A 20,449-nucleotide genomic window follows, 5' to 3' on the forward strand; every position below is an offset into this window, starting at 1 on the left:
CTAACTCGCGGCTAGTACTGTCCGCCGCTTTTGCGAACATGCACCATCGGCTCGCCATCGCCACTGAGCGCGCCGCCGGTAACTTTCGCTAGGAAGATTCGGTGATCGCCGGAGTCGACGTGGCTCGTCGGTTCGCACTGCAAATGGCCGAGCGCCTCGCTGAGCATCGGAACGCCGCTTTCTGCGGCCGTAGTTTCTAGCCCCTCAAAAGCCGGTTCGCCCGGGTCGAACCCGCGACCGAAGTGGCCAAGGAAGTTTTTTTGCGAATCGCCCACAAGATTCAGAACAAACGGCTGGCCTTCGGTAAGCCAATCACACACGTAGCGTCCCTGCTTGACGGCAACGGTGACCATCGGCGGTTCGAATCCGGCTTGCATGACCCAGCTGGCCAACATGCCTGTGGATTGTTCGCCTTTGGCGACGGTTAGAATAAAAATGCCACTGGGCACGCGACCTAGGGTGGGGAGTGGATCGGTTGTGCTCATGTTTTTGGAGTCTCTGAATGTTGGTGAATTTGTAATCGTTCGTTAGCCGCAGAGCTTGCTCGACGCGAGGCTCGCCCCGAAACTGCCCGTCGAGCAAGCTCGGCGGCTGACGAATGTGTAAATGTTTTCTAAGTTGCTTTCTTCACACTGCGCCCCAAATGACTCTCCACCGTTTCGATCTTCTCTCGCAATCTTCCTGAGCGGCCTTTGCGATAGTCCAGCTTTGCAGAGCAAGTCACGCGATCGGAAACTGCGGACATAAGTTCAATGCATTGTTGCATGAGTGCTAGCACTGCGGGCAGTTCACCTTCGACGATCGTGCCCATCGAGTGCAGTTCGTAGTCGAGGCCCGATTGGTCGATCAAATCCACGCAGCGGGCCACGTGCTGGCTCACGCCCTCGCCGGTGCCCATAGGCACGATGCTTAGCTCTAGCAGGACCATAACCGTGTTCCGTGCAATGGGGAGGTACTCGACCGGCGAGCCTGTATTGTAGGGCGCTGGCGAAGGATGTCGAGGCGATGCTAGCGGTTGCAACTTACAGAGAGGTCGCTGCGCGAATTCGGGCTACATGGCTCGCTCTAAATTGGATACTCTTCGCAGCGGCTCGGCGCTGGTAAGTGGAATAGGCCTCTGACCTGTGAGAGATGCAATGCAGGCTGGAAGCCTGCTCCACGCTCCCGCGAGCTGACTCATCTTCGACCGACCTGCTGCAGGCTCACTACTTCAACCAGTTAACGTTCTTCCTATTCCGATGAACCAAATAATTCGGCTGCTGCATAATTCACTGATTGCCATCTGCCTTTCTCTTGCACTCTGCGCAAGTGCGACGTTCGGTCAAGCGCCGGCGGATGCGATCAACGTTTGGCAGCCCCACCGATCTTTTGACCAACCAAGCTCCCCGGTTCAACCACCCGGGGACTCGCTCAGCGAGATTGAACAAGTCGTGTTCGACGCACCGCCAGTGGCTGGCAGTGAGATTTACCATTTACCCAACACCGTTCTACCACCATCGGCGATGCCGGCTACATCGGTGCAACCGGTCGTGATGCCTGCTGAAGATATTTGCTACTTAGGCGATCCCTATCCGAACGCCTTCGTGAACAACGAACCTTGGCACTTTCAACTTCTGCCGGACGGAGTCATTTGGTCTTCCTACATGGCAGGCGTGCGAGAGTCGCGCACCTCTGGCGTGGTTTATGGCGACCAAGGCGGCGCTACGTTGCTAGATGTTTCTCTTGGTGGACGTATGGCGATTTTCCGCAACGGTACGCGAGGTCCCTCGGCAAAGACGGGACGGCCTGAAGGTTTGGAGTTTCAAATCGAAGGTGCTGCGATGCCACGTTTGAATCTTGATGAAAACTGGGACCTGGAGTCAGTCGATTTTCGCTTTGGCATGCCAATTATCCTTGCGCGAGAAAACTGGCAGTGGAAATTTTCCTACTACCACCTCAGTGCGCATCTGGGCGACGAGCTGGCGATTCGAGAAGCGGCACTCGGTCAGCGAATCAATTACAGCCGCGATGTGTTCGTCCTGGGGCTCTCCTATTACACCTCGCCCGCGTGGCGTTGGTACGGTGAGGGAGGCTGGGCTTTTTATACCGATGGAGGTTCAGATCCCTGGGAGTTTCAATTCGGCGTGGATATTTCAGAGCCTGGACCAACGGGCCCCTCGGGCACGCCATTTGTTGCGCTCAACGGGCATCTCAGAGAGGAAGTCGATTTCGGCGGCAACTTCGTTGGCCAAGCGGGTTGGCTCTGGCGAGGCGACACGGGTCGCACCGTACGAGCAGGCGTGCATTACCACAATGGTAAATCAAGCCAATTTGAGTTCTTCGATCAGTTCGAAGAACAAATCGGCGGCGGCATTTGGGCCGATTTTTGATGCGGAGTATTCTTGATTCGCTGTCATTTCGACCGAGCGATAGCGACCGAGCGGTTTATCCAAGTCGCGGGCAGTTCGAACGCTAGTACGTACGCAATCCAGATTCCTCGATTGGCGAGCCTCCCGTCGGAATGACATAATGCTACACTAGCGTTATGCCCAAACGACCAAACGACTATCGACTCTTCTGGCAGGAGTTCCGCCGTACTTTTGAAAGCACCGGTGCGGTGCTGCCCAGCGGTCCGCGCCTCTGTGCGGCATTGGCGAGTCAGTGTGCGGCACTCGCCAGCCAAGTTCCCTCGGAAGGCAAGCCGCGGCGGTTGCTGGAAGTTGGCCCCGGCACGGGCGTTGTGACTGCAAGAATTGTCGATCATATGGCCCCAGAAGATACGCTCGACATTGTGGAGCTCAACGAACGGTTTGTGGAATGCTTGCAAAAGCGAATCGACCATGAAGAATGCTTTGCGGCCGTGCGTGATCGAGTAAGCATCCACCTCATGCCGATTCAAGAGTACACCGCAGAACAGCCATTTAATGCGATCATTTCTGGACTACCTTTAAATAATTTCCCCGTGTCGTTGGTGAGCGAAATACTAGATCACTTCGAGCGACTAGCGGCAGAGAATGCCACGATTAGCTTCTTTGAATACGTAGGCGTTCGCAAGGCAAAGTCCCTTTTCGCAAAACAGCCTGAGCGCATACGACTGGCGGGCATTGAACGCTCGATCGGCGACATTTGCACTCGGCTGCGTTTCGATCGCAAGTGCGTGCTTGCGAATGTGCCGCCCGCGTGGGTGCATCACCTGCGCACGCCAGCTCTGAGTGTGGCTCAAACGTCGTGACGCTTATCCTGGCCTTGGAATCGACGTGCGATGAGACGGCAGCCGCGGTGATCGATGGCGAGCTGAATGTGCTATCGTCCGTCGTAGCAACACAAGAAGAACTGCACGAGCGTTTTGGGGGCGTGGTCCCTGAGATTGCCTCGCGGGCGCACATCGAGCGTATCCTCCCTGTGATCGACACGGCACTGTCTGATGCTGGTGTGACGCTTGAGCAACTCGACGCTGTGGCGGTTGCCAATCAACCGGGGCTTGCCGGTTCGTTGCTCGTGGGGCTGATGGCGGCAAAGTCGCTATGCCTGGCGCTCGACAAACCGCTGATTGCGATCGATCATCTGCAAGCGCATGTTTACGCGTGCCGCATGGCCGCCGGGAAGGATGTGTTTCCCTGCGTGGGCATGATTGTCAGCGGTGGGCATTCGAGTTTGTACCATTGTCATTCGCCGCTGGAATTCGAAACCCTTGGCGGCACCATTGACGACGCAGCCGGCGAGGCCTTCGACAAAGTCGCCAGCATGTTGGGACTCGGCTTTCCCGGCGGGCCAGCATTGCAACGAACGGCAGAGCAGGGCGACGCCAAGCGTTTTCGCCTGCCAAGGCCTCTGCTGGCGGACAAAGACCGACTGGAGTTCAGCTTCAGTGGTTTGAAAACAGCCGTACGATACGAGCTGTTCGGCCCGGCCAATCCCGTGGACTCCGAGCAACTCGATCCACAATTGATCGCCGACATGGCTGCCAGCGTGCAACAGGCGATCATTGATTGCCTCATCGGCAAGGCTTTGTTGGCGATGAAGCGAACGAATCTCACCCGCCTGTGCGTCGGCGGTGGCGTCGCAGCCAATGGGCCGTTCCGTGATCAGCTTGAGCAAGCCACGGAGCAGAACGCCTACGAACTGCATCTCGCGCCACGCTCGCTCTGCACCGACAATGCGGCGATGGGAGCGATCGCGGTTGAACGCTTCAATGCCGGGCTGTTTGAGACGCTCGACTTGGAGATTTCCCCAGGGCTGCGCCGTCCCGGGAAATAGAGACCAAAGAGTCCATTTTGCCGCAGAGCAGGCTCAGCGGCGAAATATTTGCTCGTAGCGCGTAAGGATCTCTGGCATTTCTGCTTCTGGGAAGCGGGCACAGAAAAAGCGGCTCCGAGCTTTGGAGGCTCGGAGCCGCGATGACTCTTCGAAACGACTGATGTTCTCTCTTTAGAATCCGCCGTTACGTTGACAACTTGGGCAGTAGCCTGGGCTGGAAACCGCTGGCGTGCTCATCTGGTAGCTCGGCGTAAACGAAGCTGCAGGAGTTGATACAGCCGGAGACGAGTTGCTCGTAGCTCCACGGAAGCGCGTCGTGTGTGGCTGCGGAGTCGAAACAAGACGCAGACCGTTCTTGTAAGTGCTCAGTGCGTTCTTCCACTGGTGTTTGGCAATGTCGCCGCGATTCTTATAGAGAATCACTTCACCAGTCTTGTCGATGATCGTGGTGTGAGGAAGCTCGGTGGCACCAAACCTCTCGGCAACCTTCTTGCCATAATCGGTGCTTACGTCAACGTGACAAAGCTCGTAAGCAGCGAGCAGTTCGGCGTTCTCGCCAGATGCCTTGAGTAGCTCGTCGGCCACTTGGGCCTCGGTTTTGGTGGAATCGTCTAACACAACCAACAATGCGCGGTCGTTGCTGCGAGTTTCCGCCAGCGCTTTCCCATAATCGGCTTGCCATTCGGAAGGGGCGGCAATAGCGGTACCAAGGGTCAGTGCAACGGTAGCCAATAAACTCATCATCTCAGAAACTCCTTAGTCGGGCTGCACGCCAAGTCAGTTGCGAAATTTGGGTCGTCGAGAACCTCTGAGCCGTTCAATGGGAACTTGTTCGTCTCAACGAAATCGCATCAGCAGGCGTGAGCCGGGGGGTAGTCGCAGAAAGGAGCGTGACGCAGGCAGCCTAGTAAGGCCGTAAACGAAACTGTGCATCCTTGCAGCGAGACTACTGAGGGGGTGGGACGTAATACGGTGGGCTAGCTCGGAGGATTCAATCGTGGTCGAGATTCATGCGAAACTCAACCACATGGGCGAAATGGTAACGATTAGGCAGCCAGATGCAAGGATTTACTTCGGCGGCAAATCACCTAAAAGAGATTCGGAAATCCGCACTAATCAACTGGTAATCCACCTCGGAAGTTCCGGCTGGCCCTGTCAGGGAAGGAAGAAGTACGTGCCCAGTCTGCTCTGATTGGAGTTTTTGTATTCTGTCTAGATTACCCAGGTTGCCGGAAATTTTTCTTTGAAAATCAAATCTAATTGGCATCGAGCGTGACTTTCACGTCGAGTTGCTTCCCTTCTCGCACGATGGTGAGTGTCACCTCGTCAGTCGGTTTGAACTCGAGGATTTTGTCGCGGAATTGCACGCCCGTGCGCATCGGCTGCCCATTGATGGCAACAATGCGATCCGCATGAGAGCGGTCTTCCGATATCGTTTGATATACGAAATTACCTTGCTGCTGGCGCTTCACCACCTTTCGGAACGCACGCAGGCCTACCCGAGCAGCGGGGCCGTCCTTTGCTAGTTTGGCAATGGCTAGCCCCGAGTCCGTTTCCATGACTGCGACAATACCAATGTCTGCCCGCACCACGCGGCCATGCTGAATCAACTCAGGCATCAGCGTGCGAATGCGATTGATCGGGATGGCAAATCCCACGCCTGCGTTCTGCCCCGTCTTGGTAGCGATAGCTACACACATTCCGATCATCTCCGAATGGGTATTCAGCAGCGGCCCGCCGGAATTGCCCGGGTTCATGGCGGCATCGGTTTGAATGAGCGACTTCATGTAGTAGCCAGGCACACGGCTCGGGAGGTTGCGATTGAGACTAGAAATAATGCCCGTGGTGAGCGTGCCATCCCAACCAAACGGATTTCCGAGAGCGAATACTCGCTGGCCCACGCGCAGGTTGTCGCTCGTGCCGATGGAAATGGGTGTGAGCTCGTCAGCAGGTGCATCGATCTTTAAGACGGCAATGTCGTGCTCTTTATCCTGCCCCACGAGTTCTGCCGAGTACACGTTGTTCGAGGCTAGCGTGACTTCAATCTGTCTCGCACCGTCTACGACGTGATAGTTAGTGATGATGTGTCCATCGCGATCGAGCACGGCACCAGAGCCGGAGCCCTCGGCAAAATGTTGCAAGTGACGAAAATGATCGACCTGCACGGTCTTGGTGTCGATGTTCACCACGCTGCGATTCGCCGCCTCGTACACGGCGATGTTGGTTTGCTCTTCGGGCGTAAACTCTGTTGCAGGCGGACGTCCCGCGGCTCGATTGCTGCGAATCGGAGAAATCTGCGTTGGGGGTTGCTCAGCTTCTGCTGGCTGAGCTGTGGCTGAGGGAAGCAACTCGGGCGAACCACCAAGATTAATTCCGATGCCAACAGCAAGACCGAGGGCAATTAGCCCAGCGGCGATAAAAGTTGTGCGAACTCGACACATAATTCTTTGAACTCCTGGAACGCGACATCTCTGATCTAAATGAACTGCTTTTATTATTTCTATTGGACAGGGGGCAAAGGATCAAATGGAAATCGATCGATTTGGTGGATCCTGTTGATCCCGTCAATGAAAGGCTATACCCGGGCAAGCGGCCAGAGCCAGCTGATGAGCAGCAGGGCAGAGATACTTGTGAGCAGAGCCAGTGGTAGGCCGACCTTGAGGTAGTCGCGAGGCTGATAACCACCTGGGCCCATGACCATGAGGTTCGTTTGGTAGCCGATGGGCGTGGCGAAGCTCAGGCTGGCGGCCATTGTCACAGCAATGATGAACGGCCGTGGGTCGCAATTCGCCGCGATGGCCACCTTGATGGCCACGGAAATCATGATACTGGCGACCGCCACGTTGGTGATGGTTTCGGTGAACAGCTGCGAAACGACATAGATGATTGCTAGTAGCAGATAAGGTTGCCACGCGAGGGGTACTCCCGCTCCTTCTACACCTCCTACAACGCGATCCGCCAGCCAAGCTGCTGCACCACTGTGATGTAACGCTTTGCCAAGTCCGATGGCCGCGCCGATGGTCAGCAGAACTTGCAGATCAATCGAAGAACGCGCTTCGGAAGTGGTCATGCAGCGTGTGAGGACCATGGCCAGCACAATCGCCACGGCAGCAATGGCATGGATGTTCCGCTGGGTGAAATTACCGAAGGGTATCGTCTCTGGAAACAGGCTACTTACCGTGAGCCAGAGGATAAGTCCCAGGAACAGCAGCATCGCCAAGACTGCCCGGTCGTGCCGCCGAGCTGTGGTGCCATCGACTCGACTTACCAAGTAAAAGTCGCGACTGTTGCGATGGTCGTCGACAAACTCCGTGCGTGTTTGCAACAGCAGCGTGTCGCCGGGTTCCAGACGAATCGTTCCGATCTTGTTGGTGAGCCGTTCGCCATTACGATGCACCGCAACAACAGCCGCATTGTACCGTTTGCGAAAATCGCCTTCGCGAACCGTCATGCCAATGATGGGTGAAGTGCGTGACAGCACGACTTCGGTCAGTTGGCGATGGACGCGATCGGCAGGCTTCGACTCGAAGCCTTCATCGGCCGCTGGCACCAGTCCAGGGATGCGTTCCAGGTCGGCAATCGTGTTCACTACGCCTGTGAACACCAGCCGGTCGTCAGCAAGGATGCGATCGCGTGGGGTGACGGGAGTAATAGTCTCTTCCGTGCGATCAATCTCGATGAGAAACAACCCCGGCAGATTTCTCAGGCCGGCCTCTTGCACGCTCTTGCCAATGAGCGGGCAGTTGGCGAGCACGGTCATTTCTACCAAGTACTCGCGTCGTCGTTCGCCAAATCGCTCCACCAAGTCAGAGCGATCTGGCAGCAATCGCGGAGCGATGAATAAGATGTAGCCTGCCCCGATTAGCGCCAGCGGCAGCCCGACTGAGGTCATTTCGAAGAATCGCAGTTCACCAATTCGTTCTTGGGCCCATTCCGGGTAGTCGGCCAACCCCAGGCCGGCCAACTCGCCGTTGATCACTAGCGTGGTGCTGGTGCCAATGAGCGTGCACACGCCGCCCAGGATCGAAAGATAGCTCAAGGGGATAAGTAGTCTCGACGGCGAAACGCTCCGCCGGCGGCACCAGTCGACGACCACCGGAGCGAGCATTGCTACCAGCGGAGTGTTCAAAACGAAAGCTGAGGAGGGCAGTACTGCAGCGGCGAGTCGTCTTAGTGCACCTCTTTCGGTTTTCACATTGTCCAGCAAACCACTGCCGAGCCAGTCGAGCGCACCGGTGTTTCTCAACCCGGCCGACGTGGCAAATAGCGCTCCGATCATGATGACCGCCTTAGAAGCGAAGCCTTTGAGTGCCTCCTCGGGGCTCAGGACGCCGGTGAGCGTGACCAAGACGAGCCCTCCTAGGAACAGCACATCGACCGGTGAGCGCCGCTTGAGTTGCATCCCCAGGAACACGGCCCCCGTGGTGAGCAATGCGATCCAGCCATGTAGTGAGAGCGACTCCGGCGCGCCCAGTCCTTGAATTTTGGCAGGTAATTCGGCGGCGACCTCAGCGACGGCAAGCAGCGGTAGGGGAGCGAGGAATATCAAGGCGAGCTAAAAAACAGGTGGAATGCTGCGGCAGAATTGAACTGTTGTTATCCAATAGGCCGCACTAGAAACAAGGTAGACTAGTAGTGTAGCGTCGGCAGTCTCGGTAAAAGTTGGCCGACGTGCAACCGCAACTCCCGTGTTTCAATGCCCTATTTTAAGGGGCTGGCCTAGAAAGCCGGGGCAGAAGGAGCGGAAGTCCGATGGTACGGTTTGGCACGTTTGGAGCGATGGGAATAGCAAATGCAGTACTCAGTAAGGGATCGCGAGGCTGCCGAATCGGCCCAATCGGCCCTTTTTGACCAGAGACAGCTACCGAAAAGGCGAGTTTCTTGTGGAAGCTCTTATCCAATCAGCTTAAACTGGGGATAGCTGGGGAGTTAGCGCAAATCTTGCATGCCTCTCCGATTGTGGGGAATCGCCCTATGTGGGGGGGATCGCATTCTGATGAACCCACCAGCGATGAACCCGCAAACAGAGACCCAAGCAACAGAGACCCAAGCAATAGAGAGATAATGTCCAGCGTCGCTCCGCTTGCCGCTCCGGAACACGGTGAGCGACCACGCACACGGTTATCAGTAGGAGCGCTCCGATGCGTACTTCTCAAGTAATTCGTCAAGCTTCAAACACCCAAGTTGCCATGAAATCAAAGACTATCAAATTTACCCGGTTCGTTGCCGTTTCGGCAATGTTCGCACTTCTCGGATTGAATTCGTCTGAAGCGGACGAGGCTTCGCGATTGATCACATTCGAGCGTGACGGGGAAACCTCTTACGCGTTGAGCGTCATGCCACCTGCGAATGTTGCTGCCACGTCGGGAACCGACGTGGTTGTCTTATTCGATACCTCGGCGAGCCAAACAGGCGCCTTTCGTGAGAAAGCCCTTGCGGCGCTTGAGTCTATGCTAGGCGGGCTCCGTGAGACCGATCGCGTGGAAGTGCTGGCAGTGGATCTCGATGCTCGATCCCTGACCAAGAGTTTTTCTGCGGGCGATAGCGATGCCGTCAAGCAGGCCATCGCAGAACTTCGCGAGCAAGCCCCGTTAGGATCGACCGACTTGCAGTTGGCCTTTGAGAGTGCGGCTAAGCGGTTTGCTTCGGCCGACTCGCAGAATCGTAGCGTCGTTTATATCGGCGACGGTGTGAGTGTTGCCAACATGTTGGACTCAGAGACTCTCGGGCAAGTTGTCAACTCGCTTCGCGAACAACGTATCCCTGTGAGCAGCTACGTGATTGGTCCCAAGACAGACGCTCAGCTGTTGGCTGTCCTCGCAAATCACACAGGCGGTAATCTCTATGTGGCCGACGCGATTATTTGGCAAGACGATGCCGCCCAGATTAGTGACAAGCGCGCTCAGTTGGAAAATCTCCGCAACTCCCGCTCTGCCGGCAAACAGTTGGCCGCCTGGACTCAAGCTGCTGTGCTGTGGCCCACCAAGATACAACTAGCCGGTGAATTTGGAGAAACCTATCCAGAGACATTCCCACCGCTGCGGACCGATCGTGATACGATTCTCTTAGGCCGTACCAAGGATGCCCTGAACAACGATCTGGCCCTCTCGCTTACCGTAGAGGGTCCCGCTGGCGAGCAGGCACTCCAGTGGAGCGTGTCTCCCGAGCCTTCGCACAAAGATCGCTCATTCCTCAGCGAAATGACTGAGGTAGCAAGCCGCGATAATGGTTTGACCCTACCGACCGTTGGCTCGGCTGGCCTGACGGAAACCGCTCGCCTAATTGGCGCCAAAGTGGATGCGCTGACCATGCTTGCCGAGCGAGCCGTTGCTTCCGGCGATCGTGCTGGAGCTGCCCGCATCGTGCAGACTGTGCTCCACGCCGACCCAGGCAATGTTCAAGCTCAAAACGTGCAGAATGTCGTCGAAAACGACGACCTCTTTGGTGGCCAGGTGATTCAAGGTGAGGTGATTCAAGGCCAACCTATCGAAGGTGAGGTCATCGCTAATGAAGGCGAAATCATTCTTTCGCGGCCTGCGGCTGTGGTCGAAGGCACAATCATCGAGCCGTCCATCGTAGCTGACGAAGGATTGCTGGGCCGTGTTGGTAGCGATGGTGCATTCCTCGATCAGGTCGAGCAAGAACGCCGTGTGTTCGCCGACCTACTCGCCAAGGAAATCCAAGTCGTAGTGCTCGACGCTCGTGATCGCATGAACAGCGAACCAGCTCTAGTCATTCAAGAACTGAAGTTGAGTCTCGATCGCGTGAATCGCGTCCAAGATATTGACGAAGCTCGTCGAGCTGAGTTGACCGACAAACTACAAATCGCTCTCCAAGAGACAATTCGTCGCGCCGACGTGCTGGACGAACTAAACCGCCAATCCGAGGAGCAAATCGCTTCTGCGCGTGAGCGGAAACTACTCAATGATCGGCTCACCAAACGCATCGAGCGCGAAACGCAGCTAATGCACCGGTTTAATGCCCTGATGGATGAACGCAAGTACGTAGAAGCGGGAGATGTTGCCGCCATCATTGAAGAAATCGACCCCACAGGCCTCCTGCCGCAGCAAGCTACCCTTTGGGCTCGACACAAACGACACAAGTACCTGCAAGAGGTAACTCGCGCGGCGCGGCACCAAGCTGCCTGGGATACCATGTTCCAGATTGAGCTCTCGCACATCCCTTTCCCAGACAATCCTCCGATCATCTACCCTGAAGCCGATGTTTGGGAAGACTTGACCAATCGTCGCAAAAAGTACGCCGCAGTCGATCTCGGCTCGCAAGGCAAGGCGGAAGCTCGCATTCAAGAAGCGCTTCGCGAACAGTTGAAGTTGCCCATCGACTATATCGAACGACCTCTCAACGCAATCATCCAAGAGATTTCGCTCGACTACGACATTCCTATTCTCTTTGACAAGCCGGCGCTTGAGGCACTTGCGATCTCTGAAGAGACCGAGATCACGATCAGCCTCCGCAATGTGTCGCTACGTTCCGCTTTGGAGCTCTTGCTCCGTGAAGTAGAAGACTTGACCTTCATCATTGATAACGAGGTCATGCTGATCACTTCCGAAGACGAAGCCCAGCAACGCCTCACCGTGAAAGCCTACCCGGTAGCCGACCTTGTGCTGCCGATTCAGAACTTGCCCATCGTTGGTGGCGGTCAAGGTGGTGGCGGCCAAGGTGGCGGTGGCGGTGGCGGCGGCTTTGGCGGCGGTGGTGGTGGCGGCGGTGGCGGTTTTGGAGGTGGCGGCGGTGGCGGCCAAGGTGGTGGCGGTGGCGGCGGTTTCTTCGCTGTGCCGGACGACCTGTCGCAAACCAGCGTCGAAACCAAGTCGGCTAGTGTTTCCCAAGAAATCGTGCTCGACCAAGCTCAACCGACTGTTTCTAAGAGCGAAGCACTTGTTGCTCAGGAGCCTGAATTGCCGCGCGTTGCAGGAATCGAGATCGACCACAGTGTGACTCCCGAAGTATTCTGGAATAGCTACTTTGCCGCTAAACGCCCTTCGGCGGATGTTCTGCGTCAATCGGTGCGACGGCTCATGAAGGATGGCCATAGCGATCAGGTGATCGCGCTCATCGAATCAGCCCTAAGCCACGGTCAGCCCCTGCCCTGGATGTACGAAACACTCGGCATCGCGATGGAGCTAGAAGGAGCACCTAAGGAGAAGATCGAACGAGCCATCATGAGTGCCTGTGACTTCAGCTCAAGTCCTGACGAACTGATGCTCATCGCGCGGTACCTCTCCCATTTGCAACTCGACAAGCGGGCTCATCAGGTCTACCGTCAAGTCGTCAAGGCCTCGCCTTTGCATGACGAAGCGTACGCTCTTGGCCTACGTGCCGCTCAGCGAGCGAAGGATCTGGAAGCGATTCGCTGGTACACCCTACGAGTTCTGGAACGTGCGTGGACGACCGAGCAATCCGCCATCCGCACCACGGCATTCCGCATCGCAAAAGCAACACTTGACGAGCTACATGCTGCCAATCAAATGAACGCCTATCGCGAATACGAACAACAGCTGAACGACGCACTCGTGAGAGATTGCGTCGTGCAGGTCTCCTGGTCCGGTGAAGCTGATATCGATGTCTACGTTGAAGAGCCAGGTGGAACGATTTGCTCGCTTCGCGAGCCTCGCACCACCGGTGGCGGCGTATGTTTGGGCGATACCTACGCGAATTACAATGAATCCGGTGAGTCCGATGCCGGCGAAGAGGGCTTCAAAGAAACTTATATTTGCCCACGTGGCTTCAATGGCGACTACAAAATACGCGTTCGCAAAGTGTGGGGCGAACTCGTAGCAGGCAAAGTGACTGTGGACGTCTATCGCAACTATCGCAGCACCAACCAGGAGCACGAACGTCAGCACATCGAAGTGGGTGACGACGATGCACTTGTTGTGTTCGGGCTCGACACGGGGCGTCGTACAGAACCGCTTGCTGAGCAGCAGCTAGCCTCAGCCGTGAAACGTCAGGAAGCTATCAGTCGCGCTGTGCTTGCCCAGCAAATTGGTTCGCTGGCCGACCCCACGGCTCTGCCTGGACGTCGCGGCGATCGCCGGCGCGATCTCCGGCGCCAGCTAGGTCTCGCCCGTGGTGGCTCAGTCGGCTTCCAACCGGTGATCGTAACCCTCACAGAAGGTACGCAAATGATTGCGACGGGTGTGATCTCAGCGGATCGACGTTACGTGCGAATCTCGGCCTCGCCGTCGTTCACAGGCATCGGTAACGTGACGACCTTCACCTTCGCAGGTGCCGCTGAGCCTGTGGAGGACGAAGACGACGAAGAAGTGGAGTAGGGGGGCGCAGGATTCTAGGGTTGGCATTCTAGTCGTTCGCCTGGAGAGCGTGTTCCTGCAGCACGCTCAACGCAGCCGTGCCTTGCTGCGCAATCTTAACCATGGCAGCTAACTCGTCGGAGTCGAAGGTAGCTTCCTCGCCAGTGCCTTGTAGTTCCACAAAACGGCCACTGCCGGTCATAACGACGTTCATATCAACCGCTGCGGCAAAGTCCTCTTTGTAATCGAGATCCAGCAATGCTCGCCCGTCGACGATGCCCACACTGACGGCCACAATGCTCTCGACAATCGGCAGGTCGTTGGCAGTGGGGAATTCTTCCAGTGAGCTCAATGCTTGGACCAAAGCCACGTAACCGCCTGTGATTGCCGCGGTGCGCGTGCCACCATCGGCTTCTAACACCTCGCAGTCGACTGTCACACTGCGCTCGCCCAGGGCGTCCAAATTCACTGCTGCCCGTAGGCTGCGGCCGATGAGTCGCTGAATCTCGGTCGTCCGTCCATCCACCTTCGCACGTTCACGCCGCTTGCGAGGCGACACGCTGCTAGGCAGCATATTGTACTCTGCAGTGACCCAACCCTTCCCTTTACCCACCATCCAGGGTGGCACGTTCTCTTCGACACTGGCCGTGCAAAGTAGCGTGGTCCTGCCGGCTCGAATCAGCACGCGACCTTGGGCTGCGCCAAACGGCGGTACTTCGAGGGACCAACTGCGGAGGGCATCATCGGCACGGTTATCACTACGGGCGGGCATATTTGTTCTTGAGATTTAGTGCTAAGCGAGAAATGGAAGGCTGCTAAGCCACAAGCGGTTATTTTGCGCCGCCAAGTAACCATGCTAGCGTGCCTTTTTGCACGTGCATACGATTGGCTGCCTGTTCGACGATCACGCTTTGCGGGCCGTCCATGACCTCGTCGGTCACTTCCTCCCCACGTTTGGCGGGCAGGCAGTGCATGAAGACCGCCTCTGCTGGAGCGGATGCCATCAGTTTCGAGTTCACTTGGAAGTCGGCAAAGTCTTTACGGCGTTGTTCTTGCTCACCCTCTTGTCCCATGCTGGCCCACACATCGGTGTATACGGCCGAAGCTCCCTCTACCGCTGCTTGCGGGTCGGTCGTACACGTGAACTTGGATTCTGTGAAATAGCCGTTGAGCTGCTCAGCTTCTTCACCGTTGAAGGCGTATTCTTGCGGCGAGGCGACTGAGAAATCGACCCCCAGTTTGCCGCAAGCGATGGCCAAACTGCGTGCGACGTTATTAGCGTCGCCTACCCAGGTAAGTTTGGCCCCATCGAGGCTGCCCAACTGCTCCCAGATCGTGAACAGGTCCGCCAAAGCTTGGCACGGGTGGGAATAATCTGTTAGCCCGTTGATGACCGAGCAGGCGGAGTGCTCAGCGACGGCTTCAACAGTGGCGTGCTTTTTGGATCGGACGACGATCACATCGACCATTTCGCTCAGCACGCGCGTGAAGTCGGCAATGCTCTCCCGTTTTCCAAAGCCGGCATCGTCCCCCAGCATCAGGCTGGAACCACCCAGATGCGCCATGCCCGCCTGAAAGCTAACTCGCGTGCGCAGCGATTGCTTCTCAAACATCAAGGCCATCACCCGGCCTGGCAGCAGAGGTTCACGTACGCCTTCTTTAAACTTTGCTTTCAAGTCCGCGCTCAGGGCGAAGATGGTTTGCAATTGTTCCAGGCTCACATCGTGTAGCGTAAGTAAATGTCGCATAGTGGGTTCGTTTCTGGGGAATTGGAACGACCTGATCTTAGTTCACTTCAAAAGCTCGCAGGACATCGGCAAGGATCGCACAACCCTCGTCTACTTGCTCGTCGCTGAGCGTCATGGCCGGTAGCAGGCGGACGACGTTGCCTTGCGTCACGTTGATCAGCAACTGTCGATCCATGCACTGTTGTACGACGGAAGTCGCATCCACAGCTAACTCCAGACCAATCATCAGGCCGCAAATTCGAAGTTCTGATACGTGCGGCAATTCATCAACCAGCGGGCTGAGGCGATCCTGGAACCTCTTGCTCAAGGCTTTAGCCCGTTCGAGCAATCCGTCTTGCTCAATCGTTTCCAAGGTGGCGATTCCTGCCGCAGCAGCTAGTGGATTGCCGCCGAACGTGGCCGCGTGCATGCCGGGTCGTAAACTGGGGGCGATCTCACGGGTAGTCAGCATCGCCCCGCCCGTTACGCCGCCGCATAGGCTCTTGGCGAGCGTCATCACATCAGGTGTCACGCCAAAGTTTTGGTAGGCAAACCACTCGCCCGTGCGTCCGCAGCCGGCTTGCACTTCGTCGAACATTAATAGCAGGCCGTGCTTGTCGGCTAAATCTCGCAAGCCTTGCAAGAATCCTTCAGGAGGCAAGCGAATTCCCCCCTCGCCTTGAATGGGTTCGACCAAGATGGCGGCCGTCTCGTCGTCTATCTTCGCAGCCGTCGCTTCGAGGTCGCCGAACGGTGCGTACACAAAACCAGGGGCCATCGGGCCAATGCCTTCGTGATACTTGGGTTGCGCCGTGGCGCTCACCGCGCCGAACGTACGTCCGTGGAAGCCGCCTTCGAAGGTCAAAATTTTGTATCGCTCGGGGGCTGTGTGCAGTCGGGCCAGTTTAATTGCCGCCTCGTTGGCTTCCGCACCCGAATTGCAAAAGAACGCTTGCCCGCCAAAGCTATGCTCGCTGAGCAGCTTCGCCCATTGCCCTTGAGACTCAGTGTGCCACGTATTCGGTACATGGATCAGTTCGGACGCCTGTTTTTGCACCGCCTCAACCACTCGTGGCGGACAGTGGCCCAAGAGGTTACAACCCCAGCCAGGGAAGAAATCGAGATAGCGGTTTCCCTGATCATCCCACACGTAGGATCCTTCGCCGCGAGTAATCGCCACGGGAAATCGTGTGTAATTGGGAATCACGTAATTGCTAAACAGAGAGGCTGTCTGTTCAGACATCTTCGCAGTAGCGGTGGCAGTCATAGTTATGGCTCATTTCTCAGGCGATGGATCAGACACCCCAGTCGCTAAACGGGTTCGGCAATCAACTCGGTTCCTACACCCAGGTTGGTGAAAATCTCTAACAGCAGTGAGTGCCGAACTCGGCCATCAATGATGTGAACTTTCTTGACACCTCGCCTCAGGGTTTCCAAGCACGCTTCCACTTTAGGAATCATCCCTGAGGCGATGCTGCCATTGGCAATCAACTCCTGCGCTTGAGGAGCTGTGAGCGAGTGGACGAGCGAATCGGGGTCATCCTTGTCCAACCGCACGCCATTCACGTCGCTCAGGAATACTAACTTTTCAGCTCCCACGGCCTGCGCTACGGCCGTGGCAGCAGTATCTGCATTGACGTTGAGTCTTTGGCCTGATTCGGTTTCACACATCGAAGGGATCACGGGTACTTGGCCGGCGTAGCACAGGTTGTCTAGCGTATCGCGATCGACCTTCGTGACCTTGCCCACATGGCCCAGGTCAAGCGGTTTGCCGTCGTCTCCAGCAATCTCCAGCGGCTCGCCGTACAACACGTTGTTGTTCGTTTCGCCCACGAAGTTCAGCGGCATGGACCGGCCGCCGAACTCTTCTATTTTGCCGGCAATACGCTCGTTGATTTCTCCCGCCAGCACTTTCTCAACAATCGCCAGCGTTGCGGAGTCCGTGTAGCGTCGGCCTTGGATGAACCTCGCCTCGATCTTCGCTTCGGTCATCGCGCGACTGATCGCTGCCCCGCCGCCATGGACGACGATGGGCCGCATGCCGACGGACTCCATAAAGACAATGTCGACCAATAGGTGATGTAGCGCCTCGGGTTGTTCCATGACGCTACCGCCGACCTTGATGACGGTCGTCTTGTCGCGAAAGCGTCGAATCCAGCCCATCGCCTCAATCAGAACGTCGGCTTTCTCGATGGCGTCTTGGGTTTCCATAGTGTCTGGTGGTGCTGTGGCTGGCATGAAAGGGGCGGGCAAGAGAGAAGCACTAGGTGGTGGGCTTCAGTTGTTCGGTCTCAAGCGATTCTAGGCAATCCCACATTCTAGGGTGAGCCCTTGCCTCACGAAAGGTCACAGCAAATCGGAGTCTCGCCCGCCAACTGTCTGTCAGCAGCACTGGCGAGTTTGCCTAGTCTCTGCCAAAATGAGCTGTTCCCTTCCACAGCAATCTCTCGATTATCTACCACGTCACAGCAAAATGTCTCCTCCCGCACGCCCAGATGCCGACGCCCTGGCCATTGTTCTCGCTGCCGGTAAGGGTACACGGATGAAGTCCGACCTGCCCAAGGTCCTTGTGCCGGTGAAAGGCCGACCCATGATTCGGTACGTGGTCGACGCCCTCAAAACTGCCGGAGTGCAGCGAGTGGTCGTGGTTGTGGGCTACCGCGAGGAGTTGGTTCGCAAGGAGCTCGCAGGCATCCCCGCGGTGGATTTCGCCACCCAGGGCGAGCAACTTGGCACCGGGCATGCCGTGATGATGTGCCGCGAACAACTAGCCGATTGCCACGGCCCCGTGATCATCGTCGCTGGTGACTCCCCAATGCTCCAGGCCACTTCGGTCGAGGCACTGCTTGCTGCCTACCGAGAAAACGACGCAGCGTGCCTCCTCGGAACCGTTCAAAAAGAAGAGCCTACCGGCTTTGGTCGTATTCTAAGAAATGCGGCCAACCAGTTTGTGGGAATCGTCGAAGAGAAGGACGCAACTCCCGAGCAGCGCGCCATCAACGAAGTAAACGTCAGTACGTACTTGTTCGACGCCCAAGAACTATTGCAGTCGCTCGACCAACTTTCCGACGACAATGCTCAAAGCGAATACTACATCACCGACTGCCCGGGCATTTTACTCGAACAAGGTAAAACCGTACTCGCCCTCCCTGTTTTGCAGCAGTGTGAAGCCCTAAGCATCAACAGCCCTGATGACCTAGCCGCCGTCGAAGCGGCTATGTAGCCCGCGGCACCGCCGTGGAATTGTCCTGCCTTTCAGGTATACCGTCTCTACCCCGATCACGACTTGCTATGACCGATTTCAAGCTCATTAGTGGCAATGCAAACCTCGCACTCAGTCATCGCATCTCGGAATACTTGGGTGTGCCGCTCAGCGAAATCTCCCTCTCCGCATTCCCTGATGGCGAGATTTCCTGCAAAATTGAGGAGGATGTGCGAGGCCGGGATGTCTATCTCCTGCAGCCCACCAGTCCGCCGGTCAACGATCATTTGATGCAGTTGCTGGTCATGATCGACAGCTGCAAACGGGCGAGTGCGGAGCGTGTCACCGCCGTGCTCCCTTACTTCGGTTACGCCCGACAGGACCGAAAGGACGAGGGCCGCGTGCCCATTACGGCCAAGCTGGTTGCGAATCTGATTACTCGTGCTGGGGCAGATCGCGTGCTCACGATGGACCTGCATGCCGCACAGATTCAGGGCTTTTTCGACGTTCCGGTCGATCATCTTTACGCTGCCCCTGTGCTGAACGATCACTTTCTGAGTCTCGGTTTGCCGCGGGATGAAATCGTGATCGTCAGTCCCGACGAGGGCAGCATCAAAAGGGCTTTAGGCCATGCCAAGCGAATCGGCGGCAATGTCGCCATCGTCGACAAACGCCGTACTAGTGCAGAAGAAACGACGCAGGAGAACATTATCGGCGGCCCGGTCGAAGGTAAAATCGTCCTCATGTTCGACGACATGATCAGCACCGCCGGATCGATCTGCGGAGCTGCCAAGATCATTCACGATCGCGGGGCCCGCGAAATCCACGTTGCCACCACCCACGCAGTGCTTTGCGGACCCGCGGTCGAACGGCTTAAGAACGCGAATCTTGCGAGCATCGTTTGCACAGACTCAATTCCGCTTACCCCGGACCAAATCCTCCCCCAGACGCAAATTCTCACCGTGGCGCCGTTATTGGGTGAAGCGATCAAGCGAATTCATCGCAACGAGTCGATTAGCCGGCTGTTTCAGTGATTCCACCGGCTTAACCAATTTGCCGGATCTGCCGGAATAGTTTGACCAAATCCACCTGTCTGACGTTCTAGTGGGTGCTAAGCCTTGGCGGTCAGGGAATGATTTCAGCTAGGTACCCATTTCTCCTAGACAGATTTCCGGTTTAACTGGCCCGACGGGGTTGAAATTCTCCCCCAAAAATCGACAATTACGAGATTCCCAAGGCATTACCAGAGCTTGCCCTGTGCCAGTGACCCAGTCCTACATCCAGGACCGATCGCTGGTCCTGCTGTGGCGTTCTGAAAATACAAATTGTCAGTTGCTGAGTATCGAGGAATCAATGGCCGAAACGATCCAAGTTCAAAAACGCGAGAAGATTGGCAAGCTGCACAATCGCCGTCTACGAGTCGAAGGACGCGTTCCCGCGGTTCTTTACGGCCATGGCGAAGACCCCGTTCACCTGATCATGCCCGCCGATCAGCTCCGCGCAACCTTGCGCCATAAAGCGCAGGTCGTGCAGCTCAACGGTGCAGCTGATGGACAGGCTCTGTTGCAAGACATCCAGTGGGATGTGTTTCAACAGCACATTCTTCATGTCGATCTGCTCCGCGTGATCAAGGGCGAACGCATTACAGTGACCGTTCCTGTGCACACGCATGGCACAGCTCCTGGTGATGCCGATGGTGGCATTACTGAGCAAGTGCTTCACGAAGTGGAAATTGAAACGGCTCCGGCATTCATTCCTGAAGAGCTTCGTATGGAAATTAACGAATTGAAGCTTCACGACAGCCTCTACGTGAAAGACCTTGCGGGGATGCCGGAAGGAGCCAGCTTTGTAACACCAGAAGATGAATTGGTTGTCCACTGCATCGAGCCATCCGCGCCGGTTGAAGTGGAAGGCGAGGCACTTGGTGCTGCTGGGGCAGAACCAGAGGTTATTGGTGAGTCCGACGACGAAAAAGCCGAGGAAGCTAGCGAAGGCTAACTCACCAACCT

At 56.5% G+C, this 20,449-nt stretch carries 16 protein-coding genes; 7 read left to right on the top strand and 9 right to left on the bottom strand.

The annotated features are described in order from the left end of the window. Positions 1-11: 11 nt before the first annotated feature. A complete protein-coding gene (locus HG15A2_RS05910) occupies positions 12-485 on the bottom strand; it encodes a flavin reductase family protein (RefSeq protein WP_145058762.1) in 474 nt (157 codons plus the stop codon). Between the two features lie 128 nt (positions 486-613). Beyond that, positions 614-928, bottom strand: coding sequence for an MTH1187 family thiamine-binding protein (locus HG15A2_RS05915; protein ID WP_145058764.1), 315 nt, complete (start codon positions 926-928; stop codon positions 614-616). A gap of 310 nt (positions 929-1,238) precedes the next feature. Here HG15A2_RS05915 and HG15A2_RS05920 point away from each other — a divergent pair, with 310 nt between their 5' ends. From HG15A2_RS05920 to tsaD, 3 genes are all read left to right on the top strand, one after another. Then, positions 1,239-2,369 (top strand): DUF1207 domain-containing protein, encoded by a 1,131-nt coding sequence (locus HG15A2_RS05920; RefSeq protein ID WP_145058766.1) that lies wholly within the window; start codon positions 1,239-1,241, stop codon positions 2,367-2,369. Between the two features lie 155 nt (positions 2,370-2,524). After that, a complete protein-coding gene (locus HG15A2_RS05925; RefSeq protein ID WP_145058768.1) occupies positions 2,525-3,211 on the top strand; it encodes a class I SAM-dependent methyltransferase in 687 nt (228 codons plus the stop codon). Beyond that, positions 3,208-4,236 carry a tRNA (adenosine(37)-N6)-threonylcarbamoyltransferase complex transferase subunit TsaD gene (gene tsaD, locus HG15A2_RS05930; protein WP_145058770.1) on the top strand — a complete coding sequence of 343 codons (1,029 nt, stop codon included), beginning with the start codon at positions 3,208-3,210 and terminating at the stop codon, positions 4,234-4,236. The genes HG15A2_RS05925 and tsaD overlap by 4 nt, the downstream gene beginning before the upstream one ends. 171 nt (positions 4,237-4,407) lie before the next feature. On the opposite strand, the gene HG15A2_RS05935 is transcribed toward tsaD, so the two are convergent. The 3 genes from HG15A2_RS05935 to HG15A2_RS05945 form a co-directional block, all read right to left on the bottom strand. Beyond that, positions 4,408-4,980 (bottom strand): TlpA family protein disulfide reductase, encoded by a 573-nt coding sequence (locus tag HG15A2_RS05935; protein ID WP_145058772.1) that lies wholly within the window; start codon positions 4,978-4,980, stop codon positions 4,408-4,410. A gap of 512 nt (positions 4,981-5,492) precedes the next feature. After that, on the bottom strand, positions 5,493-6,677 hold the full coding sequence (locus HG15A2_RS05940; protein ID WP_145058774.1) for a S1C family serine protease: 1,185 nt from the start codon (positions 6,675-6,677) through the stop codon (positions 5,493-5,495). A gap of 134 nt (positions 6,678-6,811) precedes the next feature. After that, positions 6,812-8,785 (bottom strand): SLC13 family permease, encoded by a 1,974-nt coding sequence (locus HG15A2_RS05945; protein WP_145058776.1) that lies wholly within the window; start codon positions 8,783-8,785, stop codon positions 6,812-6,814. Between the two features lie 592 nt (positions 8,786-9,377). Here HG15A2_RS05945 and HG15A2_RS05950 point away from each other — a divergent pair. Then, on the top strand, positions 9,378-13,532 hold the full coding sequence (locus HG15A2_RS05950; RefSeq protein WP_145058779.1) for a VWA domain-containing protein: 4,155 nt from the start codon (positions 9,378-9,380) through the stop codon (positions 13,530-13,532). A 28-nt stretch (positions 13,533-13,560) separates the two neighbouring features. On the opposite strand, the gene rph is transcribed toward HG15A2_RS05950, so the two are convergent. The 4 genes from rph to argB are packed head-to-tail and all read right to left on the bottom strand — an operon-like array spanning position 13,561 to position 17,449. Further along, the gene (gene rph, locus HG15A2_RS05955; RefSeq protein ID WP_145058781.1) at positions 13,561-14,283 is read right to left on the bottom strand and encodes a ribonuclease PH; all 723 of its coding nucleotides are present in this window, start codon (positions 14,281-14,283) and stop codon (positions 13,561-13,563) included. A 58-nt stretch (positions 14,284-14,341) separates the two neighbouring features. Continuing rightward, entirely contained in the window at positions 14,342-15,259 is a 918-nt protein-coding gene (argF, locus tag HG15A2_RS05960; RefSeq protein ID WP_145058783.1) for an ornithine carbamoyltransferase, read from the bottom strand. Positions 15,260-15,296: 37 nt separating this feature from the next. Next, positions 15,297-16,505, bottom strand: coding sequence for an aspartate aminotransferase family protein (locus HG15A2_RS05965; RefSeq protein ID WP_145058785.1), 1,209 nt, complete (start codon positions 16,503-16,505; stop codon positions 15,297-15,299). Between the two features lie 44 nt (positions 16,506-16,549). After that, entirely contained in the window at positions 16,550-17,449 is a 900-nt protein-coding gene (argB, locus tag HG15A2_RS05970; RefSeq protein WP_145058787.1) for an acetylglutamate kinase, read from the bottom strand. A gap of 262 nt (positions 17,450-17,711) precedes the next feature. On the opposite strand from argB, the gene HG15A2_RS05975 reads away from it, so the two are divergent. From HG15A2_RS05975 to HG15A2_RS05985, 3 genes are all read left to right on the top strand, one after another. After that, complete coding sequence (locus tag HG15A2_RS05975) at positions 17,712-18,461, top strand: sugar phosphate nucleotidyltransferase (protein ID WP_145058789.1); 750 nt, start codon at positions 17,712-17,714, stop codon at positions 18,459-18,461. A 68-nt stretch (positions 18,462-18,529) separates the two neighbouring features. After that, complete coding sequence (locus tag HG15A2_RS05980) at positions 18,530-19,474, top strand: ribose-phosphate diphosphokinase (protein WP_145058791.1); 945 nt, start codon at positions 18,530-18,532, stop codon at positions 19,472-19,474. Positions 19,475-19,793: 319 nt separating this feature from the next. Further along, on the top strand, positions 19,794-20,438 hold the full coding sequence (locus HG15A2_RS05985; protein ID WP_145058793.1) for a 50S ribosomal protein L25: 645 nt from the start codon (positions 19,794-19,796) through the stop codon (positions 20,436-20,438). The last annotated feature ends 11 nt before the right edge of the window (positions 20,439-20,449 follow it).

It is taken from the genome of Adhaeretor mobilis (assembly GCF_007741515.1).
GTDB lineage: Bacteria > Planctomycetota > Planctomycetia > Pirellulales > Lacipirellulaceae > Adhaeretor > Adhaeretor mobilis.